The organism is Ancylobacter sp. TS-1 (assembly GCF_009223885.1).
Lineage (GTDB): Bacteria > Pseudomonadota > Alphaproteobacteria > Rhizobiales > Xanthobacteraceae > Ancylobacter.
The window spans coordinates 3,768,981-3,791,300 of sequence record NZ_CP045144.1; the positions used below are offsets into that span (position 1 = coordinate 3,768,981).

Sequence of the window (22,320 nt, forward strand, 5' to 3'; positions counted from 1 at the left end):
CCTCTCCCCCTCGGGGAGAGGGGGCCGGGCGCATTCTACCTCTCCCCGAGGGGGAGAGGTCGGCGTGCGTAGCGCGCCGGGTGAGGGGGAGAGCGCAAAGGGCCATCAATGCAGGTTCGGCTGGGCGCCGACTCCCTTTTCGTCGATGAGATGGCCGGTGCGGAAGCGGTCGAGCCGGTAGGCGCCGGCGGTCTCGTGCGGCGCGCCCGTGGCCAGAAGATGCGCGAAGCACCAGCCCGAGGCCGGCGTCGCCTTGAAGCCGCCATAGCACCAGCCGGCATTGAGGTAGAGCCCCGGCACCGGCGTGCGGTCGATGATCGGCGAGCCGTCCATCGACATGTCCATGATGCCGCCCCACATGCGCAGCAGCCGCAGCCGGCCGATGCGCGGCATCAGCGCCATGCCGCCCTCGGCGACATCCTCCACCACGGGCAGGTTGCCGCGCTGGGCGTAGGAATTGTAGCCGTCGATGTCGCCGCCGAAGACCAGCCCGCCCTTGTCGGACTGCGAGATGTAGAAGTGGCCGGCGCCGAAGGTGATCACCCCGTCGACCATCGGCTTCAGCCCCTCGGAGACGAAGGCCTGCAAGACGTGGCTCTCGATCGGCAGGCGCAGCCCGGCGAGGGAGGCGACGCGCGAGGAATTGCCGGCCACGGCGAGGGCCACCTTGCCCGCGCGGATCGCGCCCCGCGTGGTCTCGACGCCGACGATGGCGTCGCCCTCGCGGATGAACCCCGTCACCTCGCAGTTCTGCACGATGTTGACGCCGAGGGCGTCGGCGCCCCGCGCATAGCCCCACACCACCGCATCATGGCGGGCGGTGCCGGCGCGGCGCTGGAGCAGCCCGCCCTGGATGGGGAAGCGCGCATTGTCGAAGTCGAGGAACGGGTACATGGCCCGCACCCGGCGCTGGTCCAGAAGTTCGGAATCGACGCCGGCGAGCCGCATGGCGTTGCCGCGCCGCGCATAGGCGTCGCGCTGGGCGTCGGAATGGAACAGGTTCAGGATGCCGCGCTGGCTGACCATCGCGTTGTAGTTCAGTTCCTGCTCCAGCCCCTCCCACAGCTTCATCGACCATTCGTAGAACGGCTCGTTGCCGGGCAGCAGGTAGTTGGAGCGGATGATGGTGGTGTTCCGCCCGGCATTGCCGGAGCCGATGTAGCCCTTCTCGATCACCGCGACATTGGCGATGCCGTGGACCTTGGCGAGGTAATAGGCGGTGGCCAGCCCGTGCCCGCCGCCGCCGACGACGATCACGTCATAGGCGGGCCTGGGCGCGGCGTCGCGCCAGGCCGGTGTCCAGCCCTTCTGGCCGGTCAGCCCGTTGGCGAGGAGGCTCAGGAAGGAATAGCGCATGAAGGGCTCGCGATCGGATACGGCCGAAAGCTATAGATCACCGTCGATCCGGTGATAATATAAGTTTTGGTTATATAGAACCGGAAACCATGCCTCCGTCCGACACGCTTCCCTTCGACCTGCGCGCGCTGGAACTGTTCCTCGCCGTGTGCGACGCCGGCACCATGGCGCAGGCGGCGCGCCGGCTCGGGCTGACCCAGCCGGCGGTGTCGCAGTCGATCGCCGACATGGAGCGGCGCATCGGCATCGCGCTGTTCGACCGCCGCGCCCGCCCGCTCGCGCTCACCGCCGCCGGCGGGGCGCTGCGCCAGCGGGCGAGCGCCCTGCTCTCGGAAGCGCGCCAGATCGCCCCGCTGCTGCGCGAGGCCGAGCATGCCCGCCTGCCGCTGCTGCGCGCCGGCCTCGTCGATTCGCTCTCGCGCGTGCTGATGGCCCCGCTCGCCCGCGCGCTGGGCGAGAAGGCCGAGCAGGTCTCGCTGCTGTCCGGCCTCACCGCCGTCCATGCCGGGGCGCTGCTGACCCGCCAGCTCGACCTGCTGGTCGGCGCCGACGACCTCGACGAGATCGAGGGGCTGGAGCGCTGGCCGCTGCTCACCGAACCCTATGTGCTGCTGCTGCCGGCCCGGCTGCCCGCCCCTTTGCGGGTGGCGGACCTTGCGGAGCTGGCGCAGCACGCGCCGCTGGTGCGCTTTTCCGCCCGCTCCAAGACCGGCGTGGAGGTGGAGCGTCACCTGCGCCGACTGCGGCTCGATCTGCCGCGCCCGCTGGAATTCGACACGCCCTATGGCGTCGCCAGCGCGGTCGCTGACGGGGCGGGCTTCGCCGTCACCACGCCGCTCTGCCTGCTGGAGGCCGGCCTTTCGCTGCAAGGTCTCGCCTGCCACGCGCTGCCGGGGCCGGGCCTGACCCGCCATCTCACGCTGATCGCCCGCCGGCAGGAGCTTGGCCGCCTGCCGCGCGAGATGGCCGCCTTCTGCCGGGCGCGGCTGGAAGCGCAGCGCCCCGCGCTCGCCGCGCTGGTCGGCGAGGGGCTGGCGGAGGCGTTCCGGGTGGAGGCGTGAGAACGCGCCCGTGTCCCTCTCAGCGATCCCTCATGGCCGGGCTTGACCCGGCCACCCAGGCTCAGGCCCAGGTCAAACGGCGTCGCCGGGTCCCCGGGTCAAGCCCGGGGATGAGGGAGGCGAAACGGAAAGGCCGCCCGCTCACCCCGCGTAGCGCTTCAATGCCAGCACCGCGTTGAGCCCGCCAAAGGCGAAGGACGAGGAGATCGCCGTCTCGATGGCGGCGGCGCGCGCGGCGTTGGGCACGCAGTCGAGGTCGCAGTCGGGATCGAATTCGCGATAGCCCATGGTCGGCGGCAGGAAACCCTCGCGCAGCGCCAGCGTCGTGGTCACGAAATCCAGCGCGCCCGAGGCGTTCATGGTGTGGCCGTACTGGGACTTCGAAGACGAGACCGGCAGCTTGCCCAGATGCGCGCCGAACACGTGGCGCAGCGCCGCCGTCTCGGTCTTGTCGTTGAGCACCGTGGCGGTGCCGTGGGCGCTCACATAGTCGACCCGCTCGGGCGCGAGGCCGGCATCCTCAAGGGCGAAATGGATGGAGGCCGCCGCGCTCGCCATGTCGGGGGCGGTGATGTCCATGCCGTCGGCGCTCATGCCGAAACCGACCAATTCGCCATGGATGGTGGCGCCGCGGGCGATGGCGCGGTCCATGTTCTCCAGCACCACGGCGGCGCCGCCCTCGCCGATGACGAGGCCGCCACGGTCCTTCGAGAACGGGCGGCAGCCGTCCGGGGAGAGCACGCGCAGCGCCTCCCAGCTCTTCAGCATGCCGTAGGTGATCTGCGATTCCGCCCCGCCGGCGACGGCGACGTCCAGCATGCCGGAGCGGATCATGTGGAAGGCGGTGCCGATGGCGTGCGAGGCCGAGGAGCAGGCCGAGGCGATGGAGAAGGAGGGGCCGTGGATGCCGAGATCCATGGTCACATGGCTCACCTGCCCGCTCGGCATGGCGCGCGGCACGGTGAAGGGGTGCGGGCGCGGCGCCTTCTCGGCATAGAGCTTGTGATAGCTGTCGTCGACGGCGTGGAAGCCGACCGAGGCGGCGAAGATGGCGCCGGCGCGATGGCGCGCCACTCCCTCCAGCGCCGGACCGGCATCGGCCAGCGCCTGGCGGGCGGCGACGACGGCGAATTGCGAGGTGCGGTCGATGAGGCCGAGCTGGCGCGGCTCGAAATGCGCCTCCGGCACGAAGTCGCGCACCTCGGCGGAGATCTTCGTCTTCATCGAGGAGACGTCGACGCCGCGCGTCTCGCCTATGCCGACCGTACCGGCCCGCAGCCCGGCCAGATGCGAGGGCACGTCGTTGCCGAGCGCGGAGAGCGCGCCGAGGCCAGTAATCGCGACACGCGTGGTCATCAGGCGATTTTGGCCTTCTGCGCGGCGAGGAGCGAGGCGACGTGCTCGACCAGCGTGCCGACGGTGACGTCATTGCCGCTCAGCGGGCCGTCATTGGGGATCTCGATGCCGAAGCGGCTTTCCAACTTGAAGATCGTCTCGATCAGGTCGAGCGAGGAGATGCCGAGCTCGGCGACCGGCGTGTCCGCCGTGAGCAGGCTCGAATCGACCCCGACCTCACCGGAGATGAAGTCGACGATTTCGGCGACGGCGGGATCGTTGGTCTGCATGCGTCTGCTCTGTCTCGAGGGTTCGGCGCGGAGCCGGGGATGCCCTTGGCTGCCGCTATAGAAAGGCGCTTCGGACCATTGCGTCAAATGACCGACATATGTGTAGGGCCGATGTCACCCGCGTGACCGCGGGCCCGGCGTGCGCGGGCGCCTCACGGCTGGGTGCCGCCGGCATGTGCCTTGATGAGCTGCGACAGATAGAGCGCGGAGGATTTCGGCGTGCGCTTCTGGGTGGCGAAATCGACATTCACCACGCCGAAGCGGCGGCGCTCGCCCTCGGCCCATTCGAAATTGTCCAGCAGCGACCAGGCGAAATAGCCGTTGAGCGCGCAGCCCTGCGCGATCGCCTGGCTCGCCGCCACCAGATGGGCGCGGATGTACTCGGTGCGCTCCGGATCGTGCACGAGGCCGGCGGCGGGCGCGGGGTCCTCGTAGCAGGCGCCGTTCTCGGTGACGAAGACCGGGGGATTGCCATAGCTGTCGCGCAGGCGCGTGAGCACCTCGACCAGCCCCTGCGCGCGGATCGGCCAGCCCAGCAGCGTGCGCGGCGTGCCCTCCGGCACCGCGCCGTAGCCGGCCTGGGCGAGGAAGGAGGCCGGGTCGTGCTTGATCCAGGAGGGGCCGTAATAGTTCAGCCCGAGGAAATCCACCGGCACCCGGATCTGCTCCATGTCGCCGCTCTTCACGAGTTGGGCAAACACGGCGTCGAAGGGCGCGGGGTAGCGGCCGTGGAACAGCGGGTCGAGATTGATGGTGTTCCAGCAGGCGTCGAAGCGCTGGGCGGCGGCGACATCCGCCGGGTCCTGCGAGGACGGGTAGATCGGCTGCAGCGAGAACACCGTGCCGAGCTTGAGGTCGCTGCGCAGCGCCCGCACGGCCCGGATGCCGGCGCCCTGCGCCAGATTCTGGTTGTGCTGCGCCATCACGTAGCTCGGCCAGCCGGTGAGCCCCGGCGCGTGATTGCCGAAGCCGTGGCCGAAGATGGCGTGCACCGAGGGCTCGTTGAGCATGGCCCAGGGCTTCACCCGGTCGCCGAGCTTGCCGACGGCGGCCACCGCATAGTCGGCGAACCAGCCGGCCATGTCGCGATTGTGCCAGCCGCCCCGGTCCTGCAACGCCTGCGGCAGGTCCCAGTGGTAGAGGCAGGCCATGGGCAGGATGCCGCGCGCCAGCAGCTTGTCGACGAGGCGGTCGTAGAAATCGAGCCCGGCCGGGTTCACCGGGCCGGTGCCATCGGGCATCACGCGCGGCCAGGCGATGGAGAAGCGGTAGGCCTGAAGGCCGAGCCGCGCCATCAGGTCGACGTCCTCGGCGTAGCGGTTGTAGTGGTCGCAGGCGACGTCGCCATTGGTGCCGTCGGCGATGCGGCCGGGGGTGTGGGAGAAGGTGTCCCAGATGGAGGGCTTGCGCCCGCCTTCCTTCACCGCGCCCTCGATCTGGTAGGCGGAAGTGGAGGCGCCCCACACGAAGCCGCGCGGCAGGCGCGGCGTGCCGGCGGGCTCCAGCGGCTGGACGGCGGCGCCGGTGGCACCGTCCTGCGCGGCACCGATGCCCGGCAGGACGGGAAGCGCGGCGGCGGCCGCGGCGGAAGCGAGGAAGTCACGGCGGCGAAGCATCGGCGCGGTCCTTCGGGCTCAGGCGGTGGCGATCCGCACGGCGATCAGCACCGCGAGCGCCAGCGCGCCCTGCAGCAAGACGCCGAACGACAGGCGGGCCAGAGCGCCGGCCGGCGAAAAGCGCCCCGCCCGCGTCACCAGCCAGAACAGTGCGTCATTGATCTGCGGCACCGTCATGGCGCCGGCGCCGACCGCCAGCGCGGCCAGCGTGCGTCCCATCGGGTCGCCGAGGCCGAGCGGGGCGGCGAGTTCCATCATCATGCCGGCGGTGGTGATCGCGGCGACCAGCGAGGAGCCCTGCACGGTCTTGATCACGGCGGCGATGAGGAAGGGCAGCAGCAGCGCCAGCGCGCCGGCCGTGGGCACAACGCCGATCAGCCCTTCGGCCACCATCTCCGCCGTGCCGGTCTCCTGCACCACCTTGGACAGCCCGGCGGCCGCGCCGAGGATGAACAGCAGCGGCGCCGCCCTGGCGAGCGCGCGCCCGGCCCAGCCGTTCTCGCCGAGCCCGCCGGGCTCCCAGTTCCAGCTCAGCAGCAGGAGCAGCACGGTGCCGACCGCCAGCAGCAGCGCGGGAGCGCCCAGCGCCAGGATGAAATGGCGGTCATTGCCGCCGCCGAAGGGCTCGGAGGCGATGTCGCCGAGCGACTGCACGATCAGCAGCCCGACCAGCACGAGGCTGACGACGAGGAGCGCCAGCGCCCCGCGCCCGGGCGCCACCAGAATCTGCCCGTCAATATGGGCGGCGGTGTCGGGCGGGTTCGGCTCGCCGCTGGCGGCGAGGCGGGCGAAGAAGACGCCGAAAAGGACGCAGAGGATCGCCGCCGGCAGGCCGACCGCCACCGCCAGCCACCAGTCGGCGCGCAGGATGGTGAGGCTCGCCAGCACGACGGGGGCGGGGATCAATAGGCCGTGCGCCGCCGAGAGCGCGAGGCCGAGGGTGAGCGCCGAGCGCGGGCTGTCGCCGCCGATGCCGCGCCGCAGCGGGTCGAGCACCGCGAAGGCGGCGGCCGGGGTCGAGCCCATGCCGCCGAGCAGCCCGAGCAGCGCCAGCGGGGGCGCGCGCCAGCGCCAGCCGCGCGCCATCTGCTGCAGCCGCGCCGTGGCGCCGGTGCCGTCGGCGATCTCCGCCATCACCGCGCCGGCCACCACGATGAGGCCGAGCCCCGCCAGCGACTGGCCGAAGCCGAGGCCGACATTCTTCACCACATAGCTCAGCGACCAGCCGATCCCCCAGTTGAAGGCGAAGGCGGCGGCCAGCAAAGCGAGGAAGGGATGCACCCGCCCGCGCGCGGTGACGAGCGCGAAGACGACCACGACGGCGAGGAAGATGGCGGCGTAGTTCAGATACATGGGCGGCTACGGGATGGCGCTTGGGCGGGGGGAACTGCGGGGCAGGTCTGTGGGGGCAGGTATTCCGGCGGATAGCTGCACGCTTAGCCTGACCCGCGTGCGCTGTCACGGTGCCATAAGGTGGGGGCACGCGGCATTTCCTTGAGGCAAGCGCGCCTGCAACGATCGGGCGATGCGCCCGCGCGTTCCGCCATTGCCGCGACGCGCGGGCTTTTATAGGTTCCGGCCATGATCGCGCGCCTGCTCTCCCCCTCCGCCCTGCTCGCCCTCGCGCTGCTCGCCGCCCTCCCGGCGCGCGCGCAGACGCCCGCTCCCGACTCCACCGCCGCCGCGCCAGAGGCCGCCGCGCCGGCGCCCGGCTTCGTGCGGGCGCAGGGGCCGCGCTTCGTCAACCCGGATGGATCGACCTTCCTCATCAAGGGCATGAGCTTCGGCAACTGGCTGCTGCCGGAAGGCTACATGTTCAAGTTCACGGTCCAGCGCTCGCCGCAGGATATCGAGGACGTGATCGAATACCTCGCCGGACCGGAGGAGGCCGCCCGCTTCTGGAAGGATTTCCGCGAGACCTACATCCAGGAGGAGGACGTCGCCTTCCTCGCCGGGGCCGGCTTCACCACGGTGCGCGTGCCGCTGCACTGGAAGTTCTTCCTCGACCGCAACCAGCCCGACCGCGTCGACCCGAACGGCGAGGGCTGGGCGCTGATCGACCGGCTGGTCGGCTGGGCCAAGGCGCACAACATCAAGCTGATCCTCGACATCCACGCCGCCCCCGGCGGGCAGACCGGCGTGAACCATGACGACGGCGTCGGCTATCCCCTGACCTTCTACGTGCCGGAGTTCAAGCGCCGCACCATCACCCTGTGGCGGGCCATCGCCGAGCGCTACCGGGACGAGACGGCCGTGCTTGGCTACGACCTGCTCAACGAGCCGATCACGCCCTATCACGACACCGACGTGCTGAATTCGCGGCTGGAGCCCTTCTACCGCGATCTGGTGACGGCGATCCGCGAGGTCGACCCCAACCACCCGATCATGCTGGCCGGGGCGCAGTGGAGCACGAATTTCGACGTGTTCGGCCCGCCCTTCGCGGAAAATCTCGGCTACACCTACCATATGTTCTGGGCCGCCCCGCAGCGCAGCTCGATCCAGAAATACGTCAACTTCGCCAATCGCTGGCAGGTGCCGATCTTCATCGGCGAGACCGGCGAGCTGAACGACGAGTGGAACGCGCAGTTCCGCGCGCTCAACGAGCGCCTCGGCCTCGGCTGGAGCTTCTGGACCTACAAGAACCTCGACACGCCCTCGACCGTCGCCTCCATCAACCGGCCGGAGGGCTGGGACGCCATCGCCCTGTTCGGCAGCGTGCCGAAGAGCCAGTGGGCGTCGATGGAGAAGCCGCCGCGCGAGCAGGTGGTGGCGACGTTGCGCCAGTACCTCGACAATGCGCGCTTCGCCAACACCACCATCCGCAACGGCTATGTCGCCTCGCTGGGCCTCAAGGTTCCCTGCGCGAAGCTCGCCTCGGCCGACCCTGTGGCGGCGCCCGCGCCGGACGGGCCCTGCCAATGACCAGCCACCTTGTCGACACCCTGCGCGCGCGCCGGGGCGATGCCTCGCGCCTGTTCATCGAGACCGCCGACGGCGCGCGGATCACCTATGCCGAGGCCGACCGCCGCTCGGCGCAATATGCCAACGCACTGGTGGCGCTCGGCCTGCGGCCCGGCGACCGGCTGGCGTTGCAGGTGGAAAAGAGCGTCGAGGCGGTGTTCGCCTATCTCGGCACGGTGCGGGCCGGCGGCGTGTTCCTGCCGCTCAACACCGCCTACACCCCGCCGGAGGTCGCGTATTTCCTCGGCGACGCGCAGGCGGGCGTGTTCGTCTGCGATCCCGCCTCCGAGGCGGTGCTGGCGCCGATCGCCCGCGCCGAGGGCGTCGCGCAGGTCGTCACGCTCGGCGCGGACGGGCAGGGCACGCTACGCGCGGCGGCGGATGCCTCGCGCACCAGCTTCGCCGACGTGCCGCGCGGGCCGGACGACCTTGCCGCGCTGCTCTACACCTCGGGCACGACCGGGCGCTCCAAGGGCGCCATGCTCACCCATGACAACCTTGCCTCGAACGCGCTGGCGCTGGTCGACACCTGGCGCTTCACGCCGGACGACGTGCTGATCCACGCGCTGCCGATCTTCCACACGCACGGCCTGTTCGTCGCCATCAACGCGACGCTGGCGGCCGGCTCCTCGATGATCTTCCTGCCGAAGTTCGACCCCGAGCGCGTCATCGCGCTCATGGGCCGGGCCAGCGTGCTGATGGGCGTGCCGACCTTCTATGTCCGGCTGCTGAAGTCGCCGAACCTCACCCCCGAGGCGTCCTCGCACATGCGCCTGTTCATCTCCGGCTCGGCGCCGCTGCTGGCCGAGACGCACCGCGAATGGCGCATGCGGACCGGCCACGCCATTCTCGAACGCTACGGCATGACCGAGACCGGCATGAACACCTCCAACCCCTATGAGGGCGAGCGCCTCGCCGGCACGGTGGGCTTCCCCCTGCCGGGGGTGAGCCTGCGGGTCATGTCGCCCGAGAGCGGGGAGGCGCTTGGCGCCGGCGAGATCGGCATGATCGAGGTGAAGGGCCCGAACGTCTTCAAGGGCTACTGGCGGATGCCGGAGAAGACGGCGGCCGAGTTCCACGACGGCTGGTTCGTCACCGGCGATCTCGGCCTGATCGGGCCGGACGGCTATATGCAGATCGTCGGGCGCGGCAAGGACCTCGTCATCTCGGGCGGCTACAACGTCTACCCCAAGGAGATCGAGACCGAGATCGACGCGCTGCCCGGCGTGGTGGAGAGCGCGGTGATCGGCCTTGCCCATCCCGATTTCGGCGAGGGGGTGACGGCGGTGGTGGTCGCCCGCCCGGACGCGACGCTGGACGAGAAGGCGGTGATCGACGCGCTGGAAGGCCGGCTCGCCCGCTACAAATGCCCCAAGCGGGTGATCTTCGTCGACGACCTGCCGCGCAACACCATGGGCAAGGTGCAGAAGAACCTGCTGCGCGAGCAGTATAAGGGGCTGTACGGTAGCTGACGGGCGCCACCGGGGTTACCTGCAAGGAGAGGGCGGCATGCCGCGCAACGAACTGTTCCTGGCCTTCCTCGCGACGGCGGGCCTTTTCGCCTGTATTCCCGGCCCGGCCATGCTGTACACGGCGGCGCAGACGCTGGCGCGCGGCCGTCTGTCCGGCCTGACGGCGGTGCTCGGCCTGCATCTGGGCTGCTACGCCCATGTGGTGGCCGCCGCCGCCGGCCTCTCCGTCCTGTTCCATGCGGTGCCGCTGCTCTACACGGGCGTGAAGCTGGCGGGCGCCGCCTATCTGGTGTGGCTCGGCATCGGCATGTTCCGCACCCGGCGGCAGGGCGCGGAGGCCCCCATGCCGGCGCTCGCCGCCAAGTCGGCCCGGCGTGCCTTTCTCGAAAGCGTGGCGGTCGAGCTGCTGAACCCCAAGACAGCGCTGTTCTTCGTGGCGCTGCTGCCGCAGTTCATCGATCCGGCGGCCAGCCTGCCGGTCTGGGCGCAGTTTCTCGTGCTCGGCACGATCGTGAATGTGATGTTCACCTCCACCGACCTTGTCTGCGTGCTGCTGGCGGGAGCGCTGGTCGAGAGGCTGCGCCGTTCGAGCCGTGCGCAACGTCTCATGCGGCGGGCCGGCGGCGCCGTGCTGGTTGGCCTCGGCACGCATCTCGCCCTGCAGCGCAACTGAGCCGCCTCACCCCCGCAGCTTGCCGAGCACCTCGATCAGCTCGGTGACCTTGGCGCGCTGCTCGTCGGCGTCGCCGGAGGCAATGGCGTGCTCGACGCAATGGCCGACATGGTCGCGCAGCACCTGCTCCTCGACCTTCTTCAGCGCCGCGCGCACCGCCGCGACCTGGGTCACGATGTCGATGCAATAGCGGTTGTGCTCGACCATGCGGGAGATGCCGCGCACCTGCCCCTCGATCCGGCTCAGGCGCTTCAGGCAGGCAAGGCGGGTGTCGTTCTGCATACTTGCCATATACCCTAGCGGGGTATATATCGCAAGTGCCAGATACCCGTGCAGGGTATATATTGGCGGGTATGCAGGGAGGGTGCCATGGCGGACAAGGACCACGACCACGCGGCTCACGATCCGAAGGCGCCGGGGGCCGGTTCCGACGCCCACGACAAGGGCGCCCACAAAGAGGGCGCCTCCTGCTGCGGCGGATCGGGGCATCATGACGCCGCGCCCGCGCCGGCCCATACGCACGATCACGGACATGCGCACGGACATGGGCAGTCGCCTGCGCATGATCACGCCGCACACATGGCCAAGGACCCCGTCTGCGGCATGGATGTCGACCCGCACACGGCCACGCACCGGGCCGAGCATGGCGGGCGGACCTATTATTTCTGCTGCACTGGCTGCCGCACCAAATTCGTCGCCGACCCGGAAAAGTACCTCGGCGAGCGGGCGCCGGCCGCGCCGGTGCCGGAGGGGACGGAGTACACCTGCCCCATGCACCCGGAGGTGCGCCAGATCGGCCCCGGCGCCTGCCCGATCTGCGGCATGGCGCTGGAACCGCTGCTGGTGAGCCTCGATTCCGGCCCGAACCACGAACTGATCGACATGACGCGCCGGTTCTGGATCGGGCTCGTGCTGACCGTGCCGGTCTTCGTGCTGGCGATGGGCGGCCACCTGTTCGCCGGGCTGCATCACCTTGTCCCGCCGGAGATGTCGCACTGGATCCAGCTCGTCCTCGCCACCCCGGTCGTGCTGTGGGCCGGCTGGCCGTTCTTCGTGCGCGGCGGGCAGTCGCTGGTCACGCGTAACCTTAACATGTTCACGCTGATCGCCATCGGCACCGGCGTCGCCTATGCCTACAGCCTCGTCGCCGTGCTGGCGCCGGGGCTGTTCCCGGCCGCCTTCCGGGGCGAGGACGGCACGGTCGCGGTCTATTTCGAGGCCGCCGCCGTCATCACCGTGCTGGTGCTGCTGGGGCAGGTGCTGGAGCTGCGCGCCCGCGAGCAGACCTCGGGCGCCATCCGGGCGCTGCTCGACCTCGCGCCGAAGACCGCGCTGCGCATCAATGCCGACGAGAGCGAGGAGGAGATCGCGCTCGACCAGGTCGGCGTCGGCGACCTGCTGCGGGTGCGCCCGGGCGAGAAGGTGCCGGTGGACGGCGCTGTGGTCGAGGGCCGCTCGGCGGTCGACGAATCCCTCGTCACCGGCGAATCCATGCCCGTCACCAAGGCCGAGGGCGACGGCGTGATCGGCGGCACGCTCAACCGCTCCGGCGGGCTGGTCATCCGCGCCGAGAAGGTCGGCCGCGACACCATGCTCGCGCGCATCGTGCAGATGGTCTCGCAGGCGCAGCGCTCGCGCGCGCCGATCCAGCGCCTCGCCGACAAGGTCGCCGGCTGGTTCGTGCCGCTGGTGGTGGCCTGCGCGCTGCTCGCCTTCGCCGCCTGGGCGGTGTTCGGGCCGGAACCGCGCCTGTCGCACGCGCTGATCGCGGCGGTGGCGGTGCTCATCATCGCCTGCCCCTGCGCGCTCGGCCTCGCCACGCCGATGTCGATCATGGTCGGGGTCGGGCGCGGCGCGCAGATGGGCGTGCTGATCCGCGACGCCGAGGCGCTGGAGCGGCTGGAGAGCGTCGATACGCTGGTGGTCGACAAGACCGGCACGCTCACCGAGGGCCAGCCGCGCGTCACCGCCATCGTGACCGAGGGCATCGAGGAGGTCGAGGCGCTGCGCCTTGCCGCCGCCGTCGAGCGGCTGTCCGAGCATCCGCTGGCCCGCGCCATCGTGACGGCGGCCCAGGAGGGCGGCCTCGATATCCCCAAGGTGCGCGGCTTCGACTCGCCGGTCGGCAAGGGCGCCTATGGCCTGGTCGACGGCAAGCAGGTGGTCATCGGCAGCGCCGCCTTCCTGCAGGAGCTGAACATCGACGCTTCGGCGCTGGCCGCGCGCGCCGACGAGCTGCGCCGCGAGGGCGCCAGCGCCGTTCTGCTCGCGGTGAACGGCAAGGCCGTGGCCGCCATCGCCATCGCCGACCCGATCAAGGCGACGACGCCGCAGGCGCTCAAGGACCTCGCCGCCGCGGGAATCCGCGTCGTCATGCTCACCGGCGACAACCGCATCACGGCGCAGGCGGTGGCCCGCCGGCTCGGCATCGCCGAGGTCGAGGCCGAGGTGGCGCCCGAGGAGAAGGCCGCCGTGGTCGCCCGCCTCAAGAGCGAGGGCCGCGTCGTCGCCATGGCCGGCGACGGCGTGAACGACGCGCCCGCGCTGGCCGGCGCCGATGTCGGCATCGCCATGGGCTCGGGAACGGACGTCGCCATCGAAAGCGCGGGGGTGACGCTGCTGCGCGGCGACCTCGGCGGCATCGTGCACGCGCGCCGGCTGTCGCAGGCGACCATGCGCAACATCCGCCAGAACCTGTTCTTCGCCTTCCTGTACAACGGCGCCGGCGTGCCGATCGCCGCCGGCGTGCTCTATCCGGTCTTCGGCCTGCTGCTGTCGCCGATGGTGGCGGCGCTGGCCATGGCGCTGTCCTCGGTCAGCGTGATCGGCAACGCCCTGCGCCTGCGGGCGATGAAGCTCTAGGCGCCCTCGCAGGCGGCGAGGCCGGCTTCCAGCAGCCGGCGGGCGGGCTCGTAGCGCGTCGCGAGGCGTTGCGGCCCGTCCTCCCAGGCGGCCACGCGCTCCGGCGCGCGGTTGTCCTCATTGTCGGCCAGCTTCACGCGGATGACCGCGCGGTCGCCGCTGCGCGCCAGCGTCCCGATCCAGTCGAGATAGTCGGAACCCGCCGGCCGCGTCACGGCGGCGACGATCCGGCAGGTCTCGCCGGAGACCCCGAGCGCGCGCAGGCTCTGTTCCGTCACGCCGCAATCCTCGATGGCGTCGTGCAGCCAGGCGGCGTCGATCTCGTCGGCGCCGGCGTCGGGCCAGCGGTTCAGCAGGTTGGCGACGACGCGCTCGATATGCCCGACATAGGGCTTGCCGGCCTTGTCGAACTGTCCTTCGTGCAGACGTCGCGCGAGCGCGGCGATGTCCGGTCGCGCGGTCATGCGTCCTCCTTCGGGGTGGGTGAGAGCCCGAGTGTGCCGCAGGATCGGGGGCGGCGCCAGCATGCCGGAAACAGCAACCCCGCCCCCGGAGCGGGTCCGGAGGCGGGGCGGGAGCCGGAAGGGCTCGGCTCGGACCCGGGCGGCGGGGGGGCGCCCGGGGCTGGGGGGCGGCTGGACCCTATTCGGCGGCGATGCGCAGGGCCGGAGCGGGGGTCTCGATCGGCATGGCGTCGGCGATCTTGCCGGCGATGATCTGCGCGGTGGCGCAGGACAGCGTCCAGCCCAGATGCCCGTGGCCGGTGTTGTAGAACACGCCCGGCCGCTTGCCGGCGGCCACACGCGGCATCATGTCGGGCAGCATCGGGCGCAGGCCCGCCCACGGCACGACCTTCTCGGTCGACACGCCGGGGAACAGCTTGCGGGTCCAGTCGACCAGCGGGCGGATGCGGTCGGCGCGGATGTCGCGGTTCTCGCCGTTGAACTCGGCGGTGCCGGCGACGCGGAAGCGATCCTTGCCGAGCCGCGAGGTGACGATCTTGGTCTTGTCGTCGAGCAGGCTGACCCAGGGCGCACTGTTCTGGCTCTGCTCGTCGTCGAGCATGACCGTGATCGAGTAGCCCTTGACGGGATAGATGTTCACCCGGTCGCCAAGGCCGGCGGCGATGGCGCGTGAGCCGATGCCGGCGCACACCACGGCGCCGTCGAAGCGCAGCGTCTCGCGGGTGGGGAGCCTGTCCTCGGCGTCCGGGGCGAGGGTGAACGTCACCTCGACGCCGGTGCCATCCGGCCCCTTGCCGGTGTGGCGCACGCCCTCCACGCTCGCCTCGCTGACGAAGCGCACGCCCCGGCGCCGGCACGCTTCCGCCAGCCCGAAGGTGAATTTGTGGATGTCGCCGGTCGAATCGGAGGGGGTGTAGAAGCCGCCATAATAGTCGCCATGCAGCGTCGGCTCGATGGCGCGGATTTCGGAGGGCGTCACCTCGCGGCGCTCAAGCCCGCCCTTCGCGTAGAGCGAGGAGACGTAGCGCGCCGTGTCCTGGGCCGTCTTGTCGCGGTAGATGTGCAGGATGCCGCGCTTTTCGAGGTTGAAGTCGATGCCCTCGCGCGCCGCGATCTCGAACATGTAGTTGCGGGCCTGGATGGCGAGACGCGTGGTTTCGACCGTGTTGGCCTCGTAGTTCGGGATGTTGGCGAGGAACTCGGCCATCCAGGAATATTTGTGCCAGGAGGGCATCGGGTTCATCAGCAGCGGAGCGTCCGCCGTGAACATCCACTTGATGCCCTTGAGCACGGTCGCCCAGGAGTTCCACACCTCGGCGTTGGAAGCCGAGAGCTGGCCGCCATTGGCGAAGGAGGTCTCCATCGCGGCGTAGCGCTGGCGGTCGATGACGGTGACGTCGTAGCCCTTCTCGCTAAGGGCATAGGCAGTGGTGATTCCGGTGATACCGGCACCGATAACGGCAATCTGGCGCATGGGAGGCTCCCGCGCTTGAGGACCACTAGGCCGTCGCACACCGCGTTTCCGCGTGGCGCTCCGGCCGGCTGTCCCCAATCTGTCGCGGTACCTGAGAGCTCGCCCCGGGACAGACGGCGGCGCCGTCCGGACATCCCGGGCTTCCCCTTCGGTGGGCGCCCTGGCGCCGTGTGACCGGCGTCGACGCCTCTCTCCAGATCGTCCTGATTATGCGGTCCGTGGTGCCTGAGAGTTTCCTGGGGGGTTGCTCCGTCGGCGCCGACACATGTCCGGGAGGACTGTCGATCTCTCCCGCATAACCATTAGCAGACGGCTATATGCATCGCACAAAAGCATGCCTCATTCAAGGGCAGACGCGCGTGTCCGCCGCATGACGGGGCTGCGACCTTGGGAGGGGAGGAGGGTAAGACGCCGCGTAGCACCGCGCCGGGTGGGAAAGAGATTTTACCGAAGAACTTGCCCTGCCTCCCCCGTCCTCACACGCTCGCCGCGTCCAGCCCGAGGTCGAGGATCGGGGCGGAGTGGGTGATCCAACCGACCGAGATCAGGTCCACCCCGCTCGCGGCGATGGGCCCCACCGTCTCGGCCGAGACCCGGCCCGACGCCTCGGTGAGCGCCCGCCCGCCGACGAGGGCGACCGCCTCCGCCAGCATCGCCGGCGTCATGTTGTCGAGCAGCACGGCGTCGACGCCCTCGGCCATGGCGGCTTCGAGTTGGGCCAGCGTGTCGACCTCCACCTCGATCTTCACCAGATGCCCGGCATGCGCCTTGGCGGCGCGGATGGCGGGGGCGACGCCGCCGGCCACCGCGATGTGGTTGTCCTTGATCAGCACGGCATCGTCGAGGCCGAAGCGGTGGTTGGAGCCGCCGCCCGCCTTCACCGCGTGCTTCTCCAGCGCGCGCAGGCCCGGCGTGGTCTTGCGGGTGCACACGATCTGCGCCTTGCCATGTTGGCGGGCGATGGCGACGAGGCCGGCGGTGGCGGTGGCGACGCCGGACATGCGGCAGGCGATGTTGAGCGCCACCCGCTCGGCGGTGAGGATCGCCCGCGCCGGGCCGTGGAGCCGCAGCACGACGTCGCCGGGGGCGACAACACTGCCGTCGCCGCGCTCGACCACGACCTTCACGGCGGGGTCGACCAGATCGAAGGCGATCACCGCCGCGTCGATGCCGGCGACCACGCCGGGCTGGCGCGAGGCGATCACCGCCTCGAAGCGCGCCTCGGCCGGGATGACGGCATCGCTGGTGATGTCGCCGGCGCGGCCGAGATCTTCCAGCAGCGCGGCGCGCACGATCGGCTCGACCAGCAGGCGGGGCAGGGGGGTAAGGGCAGATGACATCGCTCGACTCGCATCACTCTCAGAGCCCTCATGGCCGGGCTTGACCCGGCCATCCAGTCATCTGGATCCCCGGGTCGGGCCCGGGGGTGAGGGCCGTTCAATGGCTTCCCGTCGCGGGCGCCGGCGTGGAGGCCCGGCCCAAGGCCGGGCATGACGTGGTTTTCAGACGTCGCTCACGCCACCTGCCGCTCGTCCGAGGCGTCGGCGGGCCGCATGTCGGCCAGCCGCGTCTCCGAATGGGTGGCCAGCGCGGCGGGGGCGGGATGGTCGGCGCGGAAATGGCCGCCCCGGCTTTCCTCGCGCCGCAGCGCCGCCTCCGCGATGGCCAGAGCCACCAGCGAGAGGTCGTCGCCGGTGGCGTCGGCGATCTCGCCGAGCCGGCCGGCCGCCGCCTCCAGCCCCTGCGCGTCGCGTACCACGCCGACCTGTCGGTCCATCAGCGCGCGGATCTCGGCGCGGGCGGAGGAGGGCGGACGCGGCGCCGGGGCGGCGAGGGCGGTGGCCATGGCCGGCAGTTGCGCGCCGGCGATGTCCTCGGCGATCCAGCGCGCATAGGCGAGGGCCTCCAGCAGCGAGTTGCTGGCGAGCCGGTTGGCGCCGTGCAGCCCGGTCGAGGCGACCTCGCCGCAGGCCCACAGGCCGCTCACGCTGGCGCGCCCGGCATCGTCCACCCGGATGCCGCCCATATGGTAATGCGCCGCCGGCCGCACCGGGATCGGCTCGCGCGCCGGGTCGAGCCCGTTGGCGCGGCACAGCGCCGCCACGCCGGGGAAACGGCGCTCGATGTCCTTCATTCGCGCGTCGAGCACCACGCGCTGGCCGTCGGCGATCTGGGCGAAGATGGCGCGCGCGACCACGTCGCGCGGGGCGAGTTCCTGCCCCGGCACCTCGGCCATGAAACGTTCGCCGCGCGCATTGAACAGCCGGGCGCCTTCCCCGCGCAGCGCCTCGGTGGCGAGCGGCATCGGGTCGGCGCCGACCGCCATGGCGGTCGGGTGGAACTGCACGAACTCCATGTCGCGCAGCACCGCGCCCGCCCGCGCCGCCAGCGCGAGGCCGGAGCCGACCGCGCCGAGCGGGTTGGTGGTCGAGGCGTAGAGCCCGCCGAGCCCGCCGGTCGCCAGCACCACGGCGCGGGCGGGCAGGGCGGCGACGCGCCCGTCGCGGTCGCGCGCGGCGATCCCGGCGACGCGGCCCTGCGCGTCGGTGAGCAGGGCGCCCGCCCGCCAGCCTTCCATCACCTGGATGGTCGGGCAGGCGCGCACGGCGCGGGTCAGCGTCTCCAGCACCACGCGGCCGGTGCCGTCGCCGTCGGCATGGACGATGCGCCGGCGCGAATGGGCGGCCTCCAGCCCGAGGGCGAGGCTGCCATTGGCGTTGCGGTCGAAAGGCGTGCCGATCGCGACCAGCCAGTCGATGGCGCCGGGCGCGGCCCCGGCCACACGGCGCGCCACATGCGGTTCGGCCAGGCCGGCGCCGGCGGTCAGCGTGTCGATGGCATGGAAGTCCGGCCGGTCGTCCGGGCCGAGCGCGGCGGCGATGCCGCCCTGCGCCCAGCCGGTCGCCGCCTCGTTGCCGAGCGGGGCGGCGACGATGAGCGTGACCGGCAGCGGCGCGAGGCGCAGCGCGGTGGCGAGGCCGGCGACCCCGCCGCCGACCACGACGACATTCTGCGGCGAATGGTTCACGGTGCGATCCTCTCCCGCGACGTCAGCGGATGGCGAGCATGCGTTCGACGGCGAGGCGGGCGCGGCCGGCCACGGCGGGGTCGATCTCGACCTGCGTGGTCATGGTCTCCAGCGCGCGGCGGATCGCCGGCAGGGTGATGCGGCGCATGTGCGGGCACAGGTTGCAGGGCCGCACGAACTCGATGTCGGGGTGGTTCACCGCCACATTGTCGGCCATGGAGCACTCGGTGATCAGCACCACGCGGGCGGGCTTCTCGTCGCGCACATAGTCGGCCATGCCGGCGGTGGAGCCGGCATAGTCGGCCTCCGCCACCACGTCCGGCGGGCATTCGGGGTGCGCCAGCACCACGACGCCCGGATGCGCCTCGCGCAGGTCGCGAATGTCCTGCGGGGTGAAGCGCTCATGCACTTCGCAATGGCCCTTCCAGGCGATCAGCTCCAACTCGGGCACGTCCTTCTGCACGTTCTGGGCGAGGTATTCGTCGGGCAGCATGAGGATGCGCTTGACGCCCCATTCCTTCGCCACGTGCCGCACCACCTTCACGGCGTTGCCGGAGGTGCAGCAATAGTCGCTCTCGGCCTTCACCTCGGCCGAGGTGTTGACATAGGTGACGACCGGCACGCCCGGATAATGCTTGCGCAGCAGGCGGATATCCTCCGCCGTGATGCTTTCGGCGAGCGAGCAGCCGGCCTTGCTGTCCGGGATCAGCACGGTCTTGGCCGGGTTCAGCAGCTTGGCGGTCTCGGCCATGAAGTGAACGCCGGCCATGACGATCACGTCGGCGTCGACCGTCACCGCCTCGCGCGCGAGGGCGAGGCTGTCGCCGACGATGTCGGCCACCGTGTTGAAGATTTCCGGCGCCTGGTAGTTGTGGCCGAGCACGACGGCGTTGCGCTCGCGCTTCAGGCGCTCGATCGCCTCGACCTCGCGGGCGATCAGCGGCCATTCCGCCGGGGTGACGTGCTTGGCGACGCGGGCATAGAGATGGGGCAGCGGCAGCTCGGCCGGCGCGCGCGCGAAGGCGCGCGAGCTGTCGAGGCTGGCGGATCCGGCGATGGCGGGACTGGCGATGACAGGCTCGGCGGCGTCGCGGCGGGCCGCCACGTTCAGGTCCAGCATCGCAACCTCCCTTATGCTCTTTTTGAGTATATCTTGGGCCAAAGAGAACCGGGCGTCAGGCCCGGCGATTGGGCTTATGCTAGGACTGAGTATAAGTCGGTGTCAACACTTCGTCACAAATCGGGCCATTGGATTTTTTCGGTGTCGGCAGGGCGAGGGGAGAAGGCGGGGATGACGTTGAAGATCGAGCCGGCACAGGAAGCCGACGAGCGGGCCGTGGTCCATCTGTGGCGGGCCTGCGGGCTCACCGTTCCCTATAACGACCCGGCCACGGATTTCCGCTTCGCGCGCGCCGGCACCTCGTCCGACGTGCTGGTCGCCCGCCTCGAATGCGGCCGCGTCGGCGCCACCGCGATGGTGGGCCATGACGGGCATCGCGGCTGGCTCTACTACGTCGCGGTCGATCCCATGCTCCAGCGCCAGGGCGTCGGCGCGCTGATCGTCACCGCTGCGCAGGACTGGCTGAAGGCGCGGGGCGTGGTCAAGGCGCAGCTTCTGGTGCGCGAGACCAACACGGCGGTCGTCGCCTTCTACGAGAAGCTCGGTTTCGAGGTGGCGCCGCGCGTCGTCATGGCGAAATGGCTCGACGGCCGCGAGTAACTACCGCCGCCCGAAGCCGCCGGGCAGGCGCAGGCCGGGGGCAGGGCGCTCCAGCAGCACCTCGCGGCGGAAGCGCACCAGCCGGGCCGGGCGGCCGCCGGTCTCGGCGGTGGTCTCGCCGGTTTCCTCGACGAGGCGCTGCTGCTCCACCAGCCGGCGGAAATTCTGCTTGTGCAGCGGCGTGCCCGACAGCGCCTCCACCGTGCGCTGGAGCTGGCCGAGGGTGAAGCTCGGCGGCATCAGCTCGAACACCACCGGGCGGTACTTGATCTTGCCGCGCAGCCGCGCAATGGCGAGCGCCAGCATGCGCCGATGGTCCTCGCGCATTTCCGCCCCCGACGTGCCCGGCGCGAGGCGGTCGGAGCCGCGCTCGCGCAGCGCCTCGGCGACCAGCCCCGCCTCGTAGAGCAGTTCGTAGCGTTCCAGCACGCGCTCTTCGTTCCAGCCGGCCTCGCTGCCGCGCGCGGCCCCGCCGAAGCACAGCGCCACGCGCTCGGCGCGCATCTCGCCCATGCGCGAGCTTGCCGCCCCGGCGGCCCAGGCGCGCAGCCCCGGCTCCAGCCCGTCGAGCACGCCGGGCCGGCCGTCGCGCCAGTCCTCCCACGGGAAATAGCGGTACCAGCTCTGCCATGCGGCGTCGGCATCGCCCGCCGGGCGCGCCTCGCGCACCAGCGCCAGATAGGCGAGGGAGAGCGCGCGGGTGCCGTCTTCGCCGCGGTCGCGGTCGCCGAAAGTGTAGAGCTGCTCGACATGGCCGAGCACCTGCAGGGTCTGGCGCTCGACCCAGCTGCGCAGCCCGACCTCAAGCGTGCGGTGGCCGCGCTCCAGCGGGCCGGAGGGCAACGAATCGCGCCCGTCGCCATGGCGGATGGTCAGCACCTTGGGGTCGTCGCCCGTCACCGCCACGATCACCGCCGACAGGCCGATGGCGAGGCTCGGCTCCGGCGCGTCCGGCCGGTCGGCCTCGGATGTCGGGTGGGGCAGCGGCGTGGGCATAGGCGTCCGGTGTCGGCAGGTCTGGAAGGATGGCCGGCGCCCAGAATAGCATGGAAGGGCCGGTGCCGCTTGCGCCGGCGGCGCGGGAGTGGCAATCCGCCTGAGGACGCAACGGAGACGCGCGATGAGCGGCAAGGTGGTTCTTCCCGGCGGTGAAAAGGTTCCGGCCCTCGGCATCGGCACCTGGATGATGGGCGAGCGCGCGGCGGCGCGGAAGGACGAGACCGAATCGGTGCGCCTCGGCGTCGAACTCGGCCTGCGGCTGGTCGATACCGCCGAGATGTATGGCGAGGGCGCCTGCGAGAGCTTCCTCGGCGACGCGCTCGCCGGGCTGCGCGACAAGGTGTTCCTGGTCTCGAAGGTCTATCCGCACAATGCCAGCCGGGCCGGCGTGGTCGCCGCCTGCGAGCGCAGCCTCAAGCGGCTGAAGACCGACCAGCTCGACCTTTATCTGCTGCACTGGCGCGGCGGCGTGCCGCTGGCTGAGACCATCATCGGCTTCGAGCACCTCAAGAGCCAGGGCAAGATCCGCCACTGGGGCGTGTCGAACTTCGACACCGACGACATGCTGGAACTGTGGGACACGCCCGGCGGCGATGCCTGCGCGGTCAATCAGGTGCTCTACAACCTCACCCGGCGCGGGCCGGAATTCGATCTCCTGCCGTGGCTGGAGGAGAACGAGGTTCCGCTGATGGCCTACAGCCCCATCGAGCAGGGCCGCATCAAGACCGCCGGCGTGCTGGCCGAGATCGCCGCCAAGCATGGCGTCCGGCCGTTCCAGGTGGCGCTCGCCTGGGCGCTGCGCAGCTCGAACAACATCGTCATCCCCAAGGCCTCGCGCCCCGAGCACATGCGCGAGAATGCCGGCGCGCGCGACATCAAGCTCGACGCCGACGATCTCGCCGCGCTCGACAAGGCGTTCCCGCCCCCCACCCGCAAGCGTTCGCTGGAAATGCTGTGACGCGTGCCACGCCCCTGAAGGCCGTCATCCCGGCCGCAGCGGCGCCGCCGC

Annotated in this window: 19 protein-coding genes and 2 riboswitches; of the genes, 7 read left to right on the plus strand and 12 right to left on the minus strand. The window is 70.9% G+C overall.

What is annotated here, in order from left to right; genetic code table 11:
* Nucleotides 1-105 precede the first annotated feature (105 nt).
* Nucleotides 106-1,356 carry a sarcosine oxidase subunit beta family protein gene (locus GBB76_RS17745; protein WP_152304531.1) on the minus strand — a complete coding sequence of 417 codons (1,251 nt, stop codon included), beginning with the start codon at nucleotides 1,354-1,356 and terminating at the stop codon, nucleotides 106-108.
* A gap of 89 nt (nucleotides 1,357-1,445) precedes the next feature.
* Here GBB76_RS17745 and GBB76_RS17750 point away from each other — a divergent pair, with 89 nt between their 5' ends.
* On the plus strand, nucleotides 1,446-2,417 hold the full coding sequence (locus GBB76_RS17750) for a LysR family transcriptional regulator (protein WP_152304532.1): 972 nt from the start codon (nucleotides 1,446-1,448) through the stop codon (nucleotides 2,415-2,417).
* Nucleotides 2,418-2,558: 141 nt separating this feature from the next.
* Here the strand turns inward: GBB76_RS17750 and GBB76_RS17755 are convergent, their stop codons facing one another.
* The 4 genes from GBB76_RS17755 to GBB76_RS17770 form a co-directional block, all read right to left on the minus strand.
* Entirely contained in the window at nucleotides 2,559-3,773 is a 1,215-nt protein-coding gene (locus tag GBB76_RS17755; RefSeq protein ID WP_152304533.1) for a beta-ketoacyl synthase, read from the minus strand.
* The gene (locus tag GBB76_RS17760) at nucleotides 3,773-4,042 is read right to left on the minus strand and encodes an acyl carrier protein (protein ID WP_152304534.1); all 270 of its coding nucleotides are present in this window, start codon (nucleotides 4,040-4,042) and stop codon (nucleotides 3,773-3,775) included. Before GBB76_RS17760 ends, GBB76_RS17755 begins: the two co-directional genes overlap by 1 nt.
* A 152-nt stretch (nucleotides 4,043-4,194) precedes the next feature.
* Entirely contained in the window at nucleotides 4,195-5,658 is a 1,464-nt protein-coding gene (locus tag GBB76_RS17765; RefSeq protein ID WP_152304535.1) for a GH1 family beta-glucosidase, read from the minus strand.
* Between the two features lie 18 nt (nucleotides 5,659-5,676).
* Nucleotides 5,677-7,011 (minus strand): GntP family permease, encoded by a 1,335-nt coding sequence (locus GBB76_RS17770; RefSeq protein ID WP_152304536.1) that lies wholly within the window; start codon nucleotides 7,009-7,011, stop codon nucleotides 5,677-5,679.
* 228 nt (nucleotides 7,012-7,239) lie between these two features.
* Here GBB76_RS17770 and GBB76_RS17775 point away from each other — a divergent pair, with 228 nt between their 5' ends.
* The 3 genes from GBB76_RS17775 to GBB76_RS17785 are packed head-to-tail and all read left to right on the plus strand — an operon-like array spanning nucleotide 7,240 to nucleotide 10,764.
* Nucleotides 7,240-8,580 (plus strand): glycoside hydrolase family 5 protein, encoded by a 1,341-nt coding sequence (locus tag GBB76_RS17775; protein WP_152304537.1) that lies wholly within the window; start codon nucleotides 7,240-7,242, stop codon nucleotides 8,578-8,580.
* Nucleotides 8,577-10,091: a malonyl-CoA synthase gene (locus GBB76_RS17780; protein ID WP_152304538.1), complete on the plus strand. Its 1,515-nt coding sequence runs from the start codon at nucleotides 8,577-8,579 to the stop codon at nucleotides 10,089-10,091. The genes GBB76_RS17775 and GBB76_RS17780 overlap by 4 nt, the downstream gene beginning before the upstream one ends.
* Nucleotides 10,092-10,128: 37 nt before the next feature.
* Nucleotides 10,129-10,764: a LysE family translocator gene (locus tag GBB76_RS17785; protein ID WP_152304539.1), complete on the plus strand. Its 636-nt coding sequence runs from the start codon at nucleotides 10,129-10,131 to the stop codon at nucleotides 10,762-10,764.
* A gap of 6 nt (nucleotides 10,765-10,770) precedes the next feature.
* Here the strand turns inward: GBB76_RS17785 and GBB76_RS17790 are convergent, their stop codons facing one another.
* A complete protein-coding gene (locus GBB76_RS17790; protein ID WP_152304540.1) occupies nucleotides 10,771-11,046 on the minus strand; it encodes a metal-sensitive transcriptional regulator in 276 nt (91 codons plus the stop codon).
* Nucleotides 11,047-11,133: 87 nt separating this feature from the next.
* Between GBB76_RS17790 and GBB76_RS17795 the strand changes: the two genes are divergently transcribed.
* The gene (locus GBB76_RS17795; RefSeq protein ID WP_371716988.1) at nucleotides 11,134-13,626 is read left to right on the plus strand and encodes a heavy metal translocating P-type ATPase; all 2,493 of its coding nucleotides are present in this window, start codon (nucleotides 11,134-11,136) and stop codon (nucleotides 13,624-13,626) included.
* Here GBB76_RS17795 and GBB76_RS17800 read toward each other — a convergent pair.
* The 5 genes from GBB76_RS17800 to nadA form a co-directional block, all read right to left on the minus strand.
* On the minus strand, nucleotides 13,623-14,090 hold the full coding sequence (locus tag GBB76_RS17800) for a hypothetical protein (RefSeq protein WP_162375648.1): 468 nt from the start codon (nucleotides 14,088-14,090) through the stop codon (nucleotides 13,623-13,625). The two genes, GBB76_RS17795 and GBB76_RS17800, sit on opposite strands and share 4 nt — an antisense overlap.
* Nucleotides 14,091-14,268: 178 nt before the next feature.
* Complete coding sequence (locus GBB76_RS17805; RefSeq protein ID WP_371716989.1) at nucleotides 14,269-15,642, minus strand: D-amino acid dehydrogenase; 1,374 nt, start codon at nucleotides 15,640-15,642, stop codon at nucleotides 14,269-14,271.
* Nucleotides 15,640-15,765: riboswitch (glycine riboswitch) on the minus strand. (Overlaps the previous gene by 3 nt.)
* A 1-nt stretch (nucleotide 15,766) precedes the next feature.
* Nucleotides 15,767-15,868: riboswitch (glycine riboswitch) on the minus strand.
* A gap of 172 nt (nucleotides 15,869-16,040) precedes the next feature.
* The gene (gene nadC, locus GBB76_RS17810; protein ID WP_152304544.1) at nucleotides 16,041-16,904 is read right to left on the minus strand and encodes a carboxylating nicotinate-nucleotide diphosphorylase; all 864 of its coding nucleotides are present in this window, start codon (nucleotides 16,902-16,904) and stop codon (nucleotides 16,041-16,043) included.
* Nucleotides 16,905-17,077: 173 nt separating this feature from the next.
* Entirely contained in the window at nucleotides 17,078-18,592 is a 1,515-nt protein-coding gene (locus tag GBB76_RS17815; protein ID WP_152304545.1) for an L-aspartate oxidase, read from the minus strand.
* Between the two features lie 22 nt (nucleotides 18,593-18,614).
* Nucleotides 18,615-19,712 carry a quinolinate synthase NadA gene (gene nadA / locus GBB76_RS17820; RefSeq protein ID WP_246668972.1) on the minus strand — a complete coding sequence of 366 codons (1,098 nt, stop codon included), beginning with the start codon at nucleotides 19,710-19,712 and terminating at the stop codon, nucleotides 18,615-18,617.
* 171 nt (nucleotides 19,713-19,883) lie between these two features.
* Between nadA and GBB76_RS17825 the strand changes: the two genes are divergently transcribed.
* Nucleotides 19,884-20,312 (plus strand): GNAT family acetyltransferase, encoded by a 429-nt coding sequence (locus GBB76_RS17825; RefSeq protein ID WP_152304546.1) that lies wholly within the window; start codon nucleotides 19,884-19,886, stop codon nucleotides 20,310-20,312.
* On the opposite strand, the gene GBB76_RS17830 is transcribed toward GBB76_RS17825, so the two are convergent.
* Entirely contained in the window at nucleotides 20,313-21,308 is a 996-nt protein-coding gene (locus tag GBB76_RS17830) for a hypothetical protein (protein WP_152304547.1), read from the minus strand.
* A 124-nt stretch (nucleotides 21,309-21,432) separates the two neighbouring features.
* Between GBB76_RS17830 and GBB76_RS17835 the strand changes: the two genes are divergently transcribed.
* The gene (locus tag GBB76_RS17835; RefSeq protein WP_152304548.1) at nucleotides 21,433-22,269 is read left to right on the plus strand and encodes an aldo/keto reductase; all 837 of its coding nucleotides are present in this window, start codon (nucleotides 21,433-21,435) and stop codon (nucleotides 22,267-22,269) included.
* Nucleotides 22,270-22,320 lie beyond the last annotated feature (51 nt).

What these genes read in the sequence shown, in the direction of transcription:
- GBB76_RS17745 (WP_152304531.1), bottom strand. Translation starts at nt 1,356, where the DNA reads ATGCGCTATTCCTTCCTGAGCCTCCTCGCCAACGGGCTGACCGGCCAG.
- GBB76_RS17750 (WP_152304532.1), top strand. Translation starts at nt 1,446, where the DNA reads ATGCCTCCGTCCGACACGCTTCCCTTCGACCTGCGCGCGCTGGAACTG.
- GBB76_RS17755 (WP_152304533.1), bottom strand. Translation starts at nt 3,773, where the DNA reads ATGACCACGCGTGTCGCGATTACTGGCCTCGGCGCGCTCTCCGCGCTC.
- GBB76_RS17760 (WP_152304534.1), bottom strand. Translation starts at nt 4,042, where the DNA reads ATGCAGACCAACGATCCCGCCGTCGCCGAAATCGTCGACTTCATCTCC.
- GBB76_RS17765 (WP_152304535.1), bottom strand. Translation starts at nt 5,658, where the DNA reads ATGCTTCGCCGCCGTGACTTCCTCGCTTCCGCCGCGGCCGCCGCCGCG.
- GBB76_RS17770 (WP_152304536.1), bottom strand. Translation starts at nt 7,011, where the DNA reads ATGTATCTGAACTACGCCGCCATCTTCCTCGCCGTCGTGGTCGTCTTC.
- GBB76_RS17775 (WP_152304537.1), top strand. Translation starts at nt 7,240, where the DNA reads ATGATCGCGCGCCTGCTCTCCCCCTCCGCCCTGCTCGCCCTCGCGCTG.
- GBB76_RS17780 (WP_152304538.1), top strand. Translation starts at nt 8,577, where the DNA reads ATGACCAGCCACCTTGTCGACACCCTGCGCGCGCGCCGGGGCGATGCC.
- GBB76_RS17785 (WP_152304539.1), top strand. Translation starts at nt 10,129, where the DNA reads ATGCCGCGCAACGAACTGTTCCTGGCCTTCCTCGCGACGGCGGGCCTT.
- GBB76_RS17790 (WP_152304540.1), bottom strand. Translation starts at nt 11,046, where the DNA reads ATGCAGAACGACACCCGCCTTGCCTGCCTGAAGCGCCTGAGCCGGATC.
- GBB76_RS17795 (WP_371716988.1), top strand. Translation starts at nt 11,134, where the DNA reads ATGGCGGACAAGGACCACGACCACGCGGCTCACGATCCGAAGGCGCCG.
- GBB76_RS17800 (WP_162375648.1), bottom strand. Translation starts at nt 14,090, where the DNA reads ATGACCGCGCGACCGGACATCGCCGCGCTCGCGCGACGTCTGCACGAA.
- nadC (WP_152304544.1), bottom strand. Translation starts at nt 16,904, where the DNA reads ATGTCATCTGCCCTTACCCCCCTGCCCCGCCTGCTGGTCGAGCCGATC.
- nadA (WP_246668972.1), bottom strand. Translation starts at nt 19,712, where the DNA reads ATGCTGGACCTGAACGTGGCGGCCCGCCGCGACGCCGCCGAGCCTGTC.
- GBB76_RS17825 (WP_152304546.1), top strand. Translation starts at nt 19,884, where the DNA reads ATGACGTTGAAGATCGAGCCGGCACAGGAAGCCGACGAGCGGGCCGTG.
- GBB76_RS17830 (WP_152304547.1), bottom strand. Translation starts at nt 21,308, where the DNA reads ATGCCCACGCCGCTGCCCCACCCGACATCCGAGGCCGACCGGCCGGAC.
- GBB76_RS17835 (WP_152304548.1), top strand. Translation starts at nt 21,433, where the DNA reads ATGAGCGGCAAGGTGGTTCTTCCCGGCGGTGAAAAGGTTCCGGCCCTC.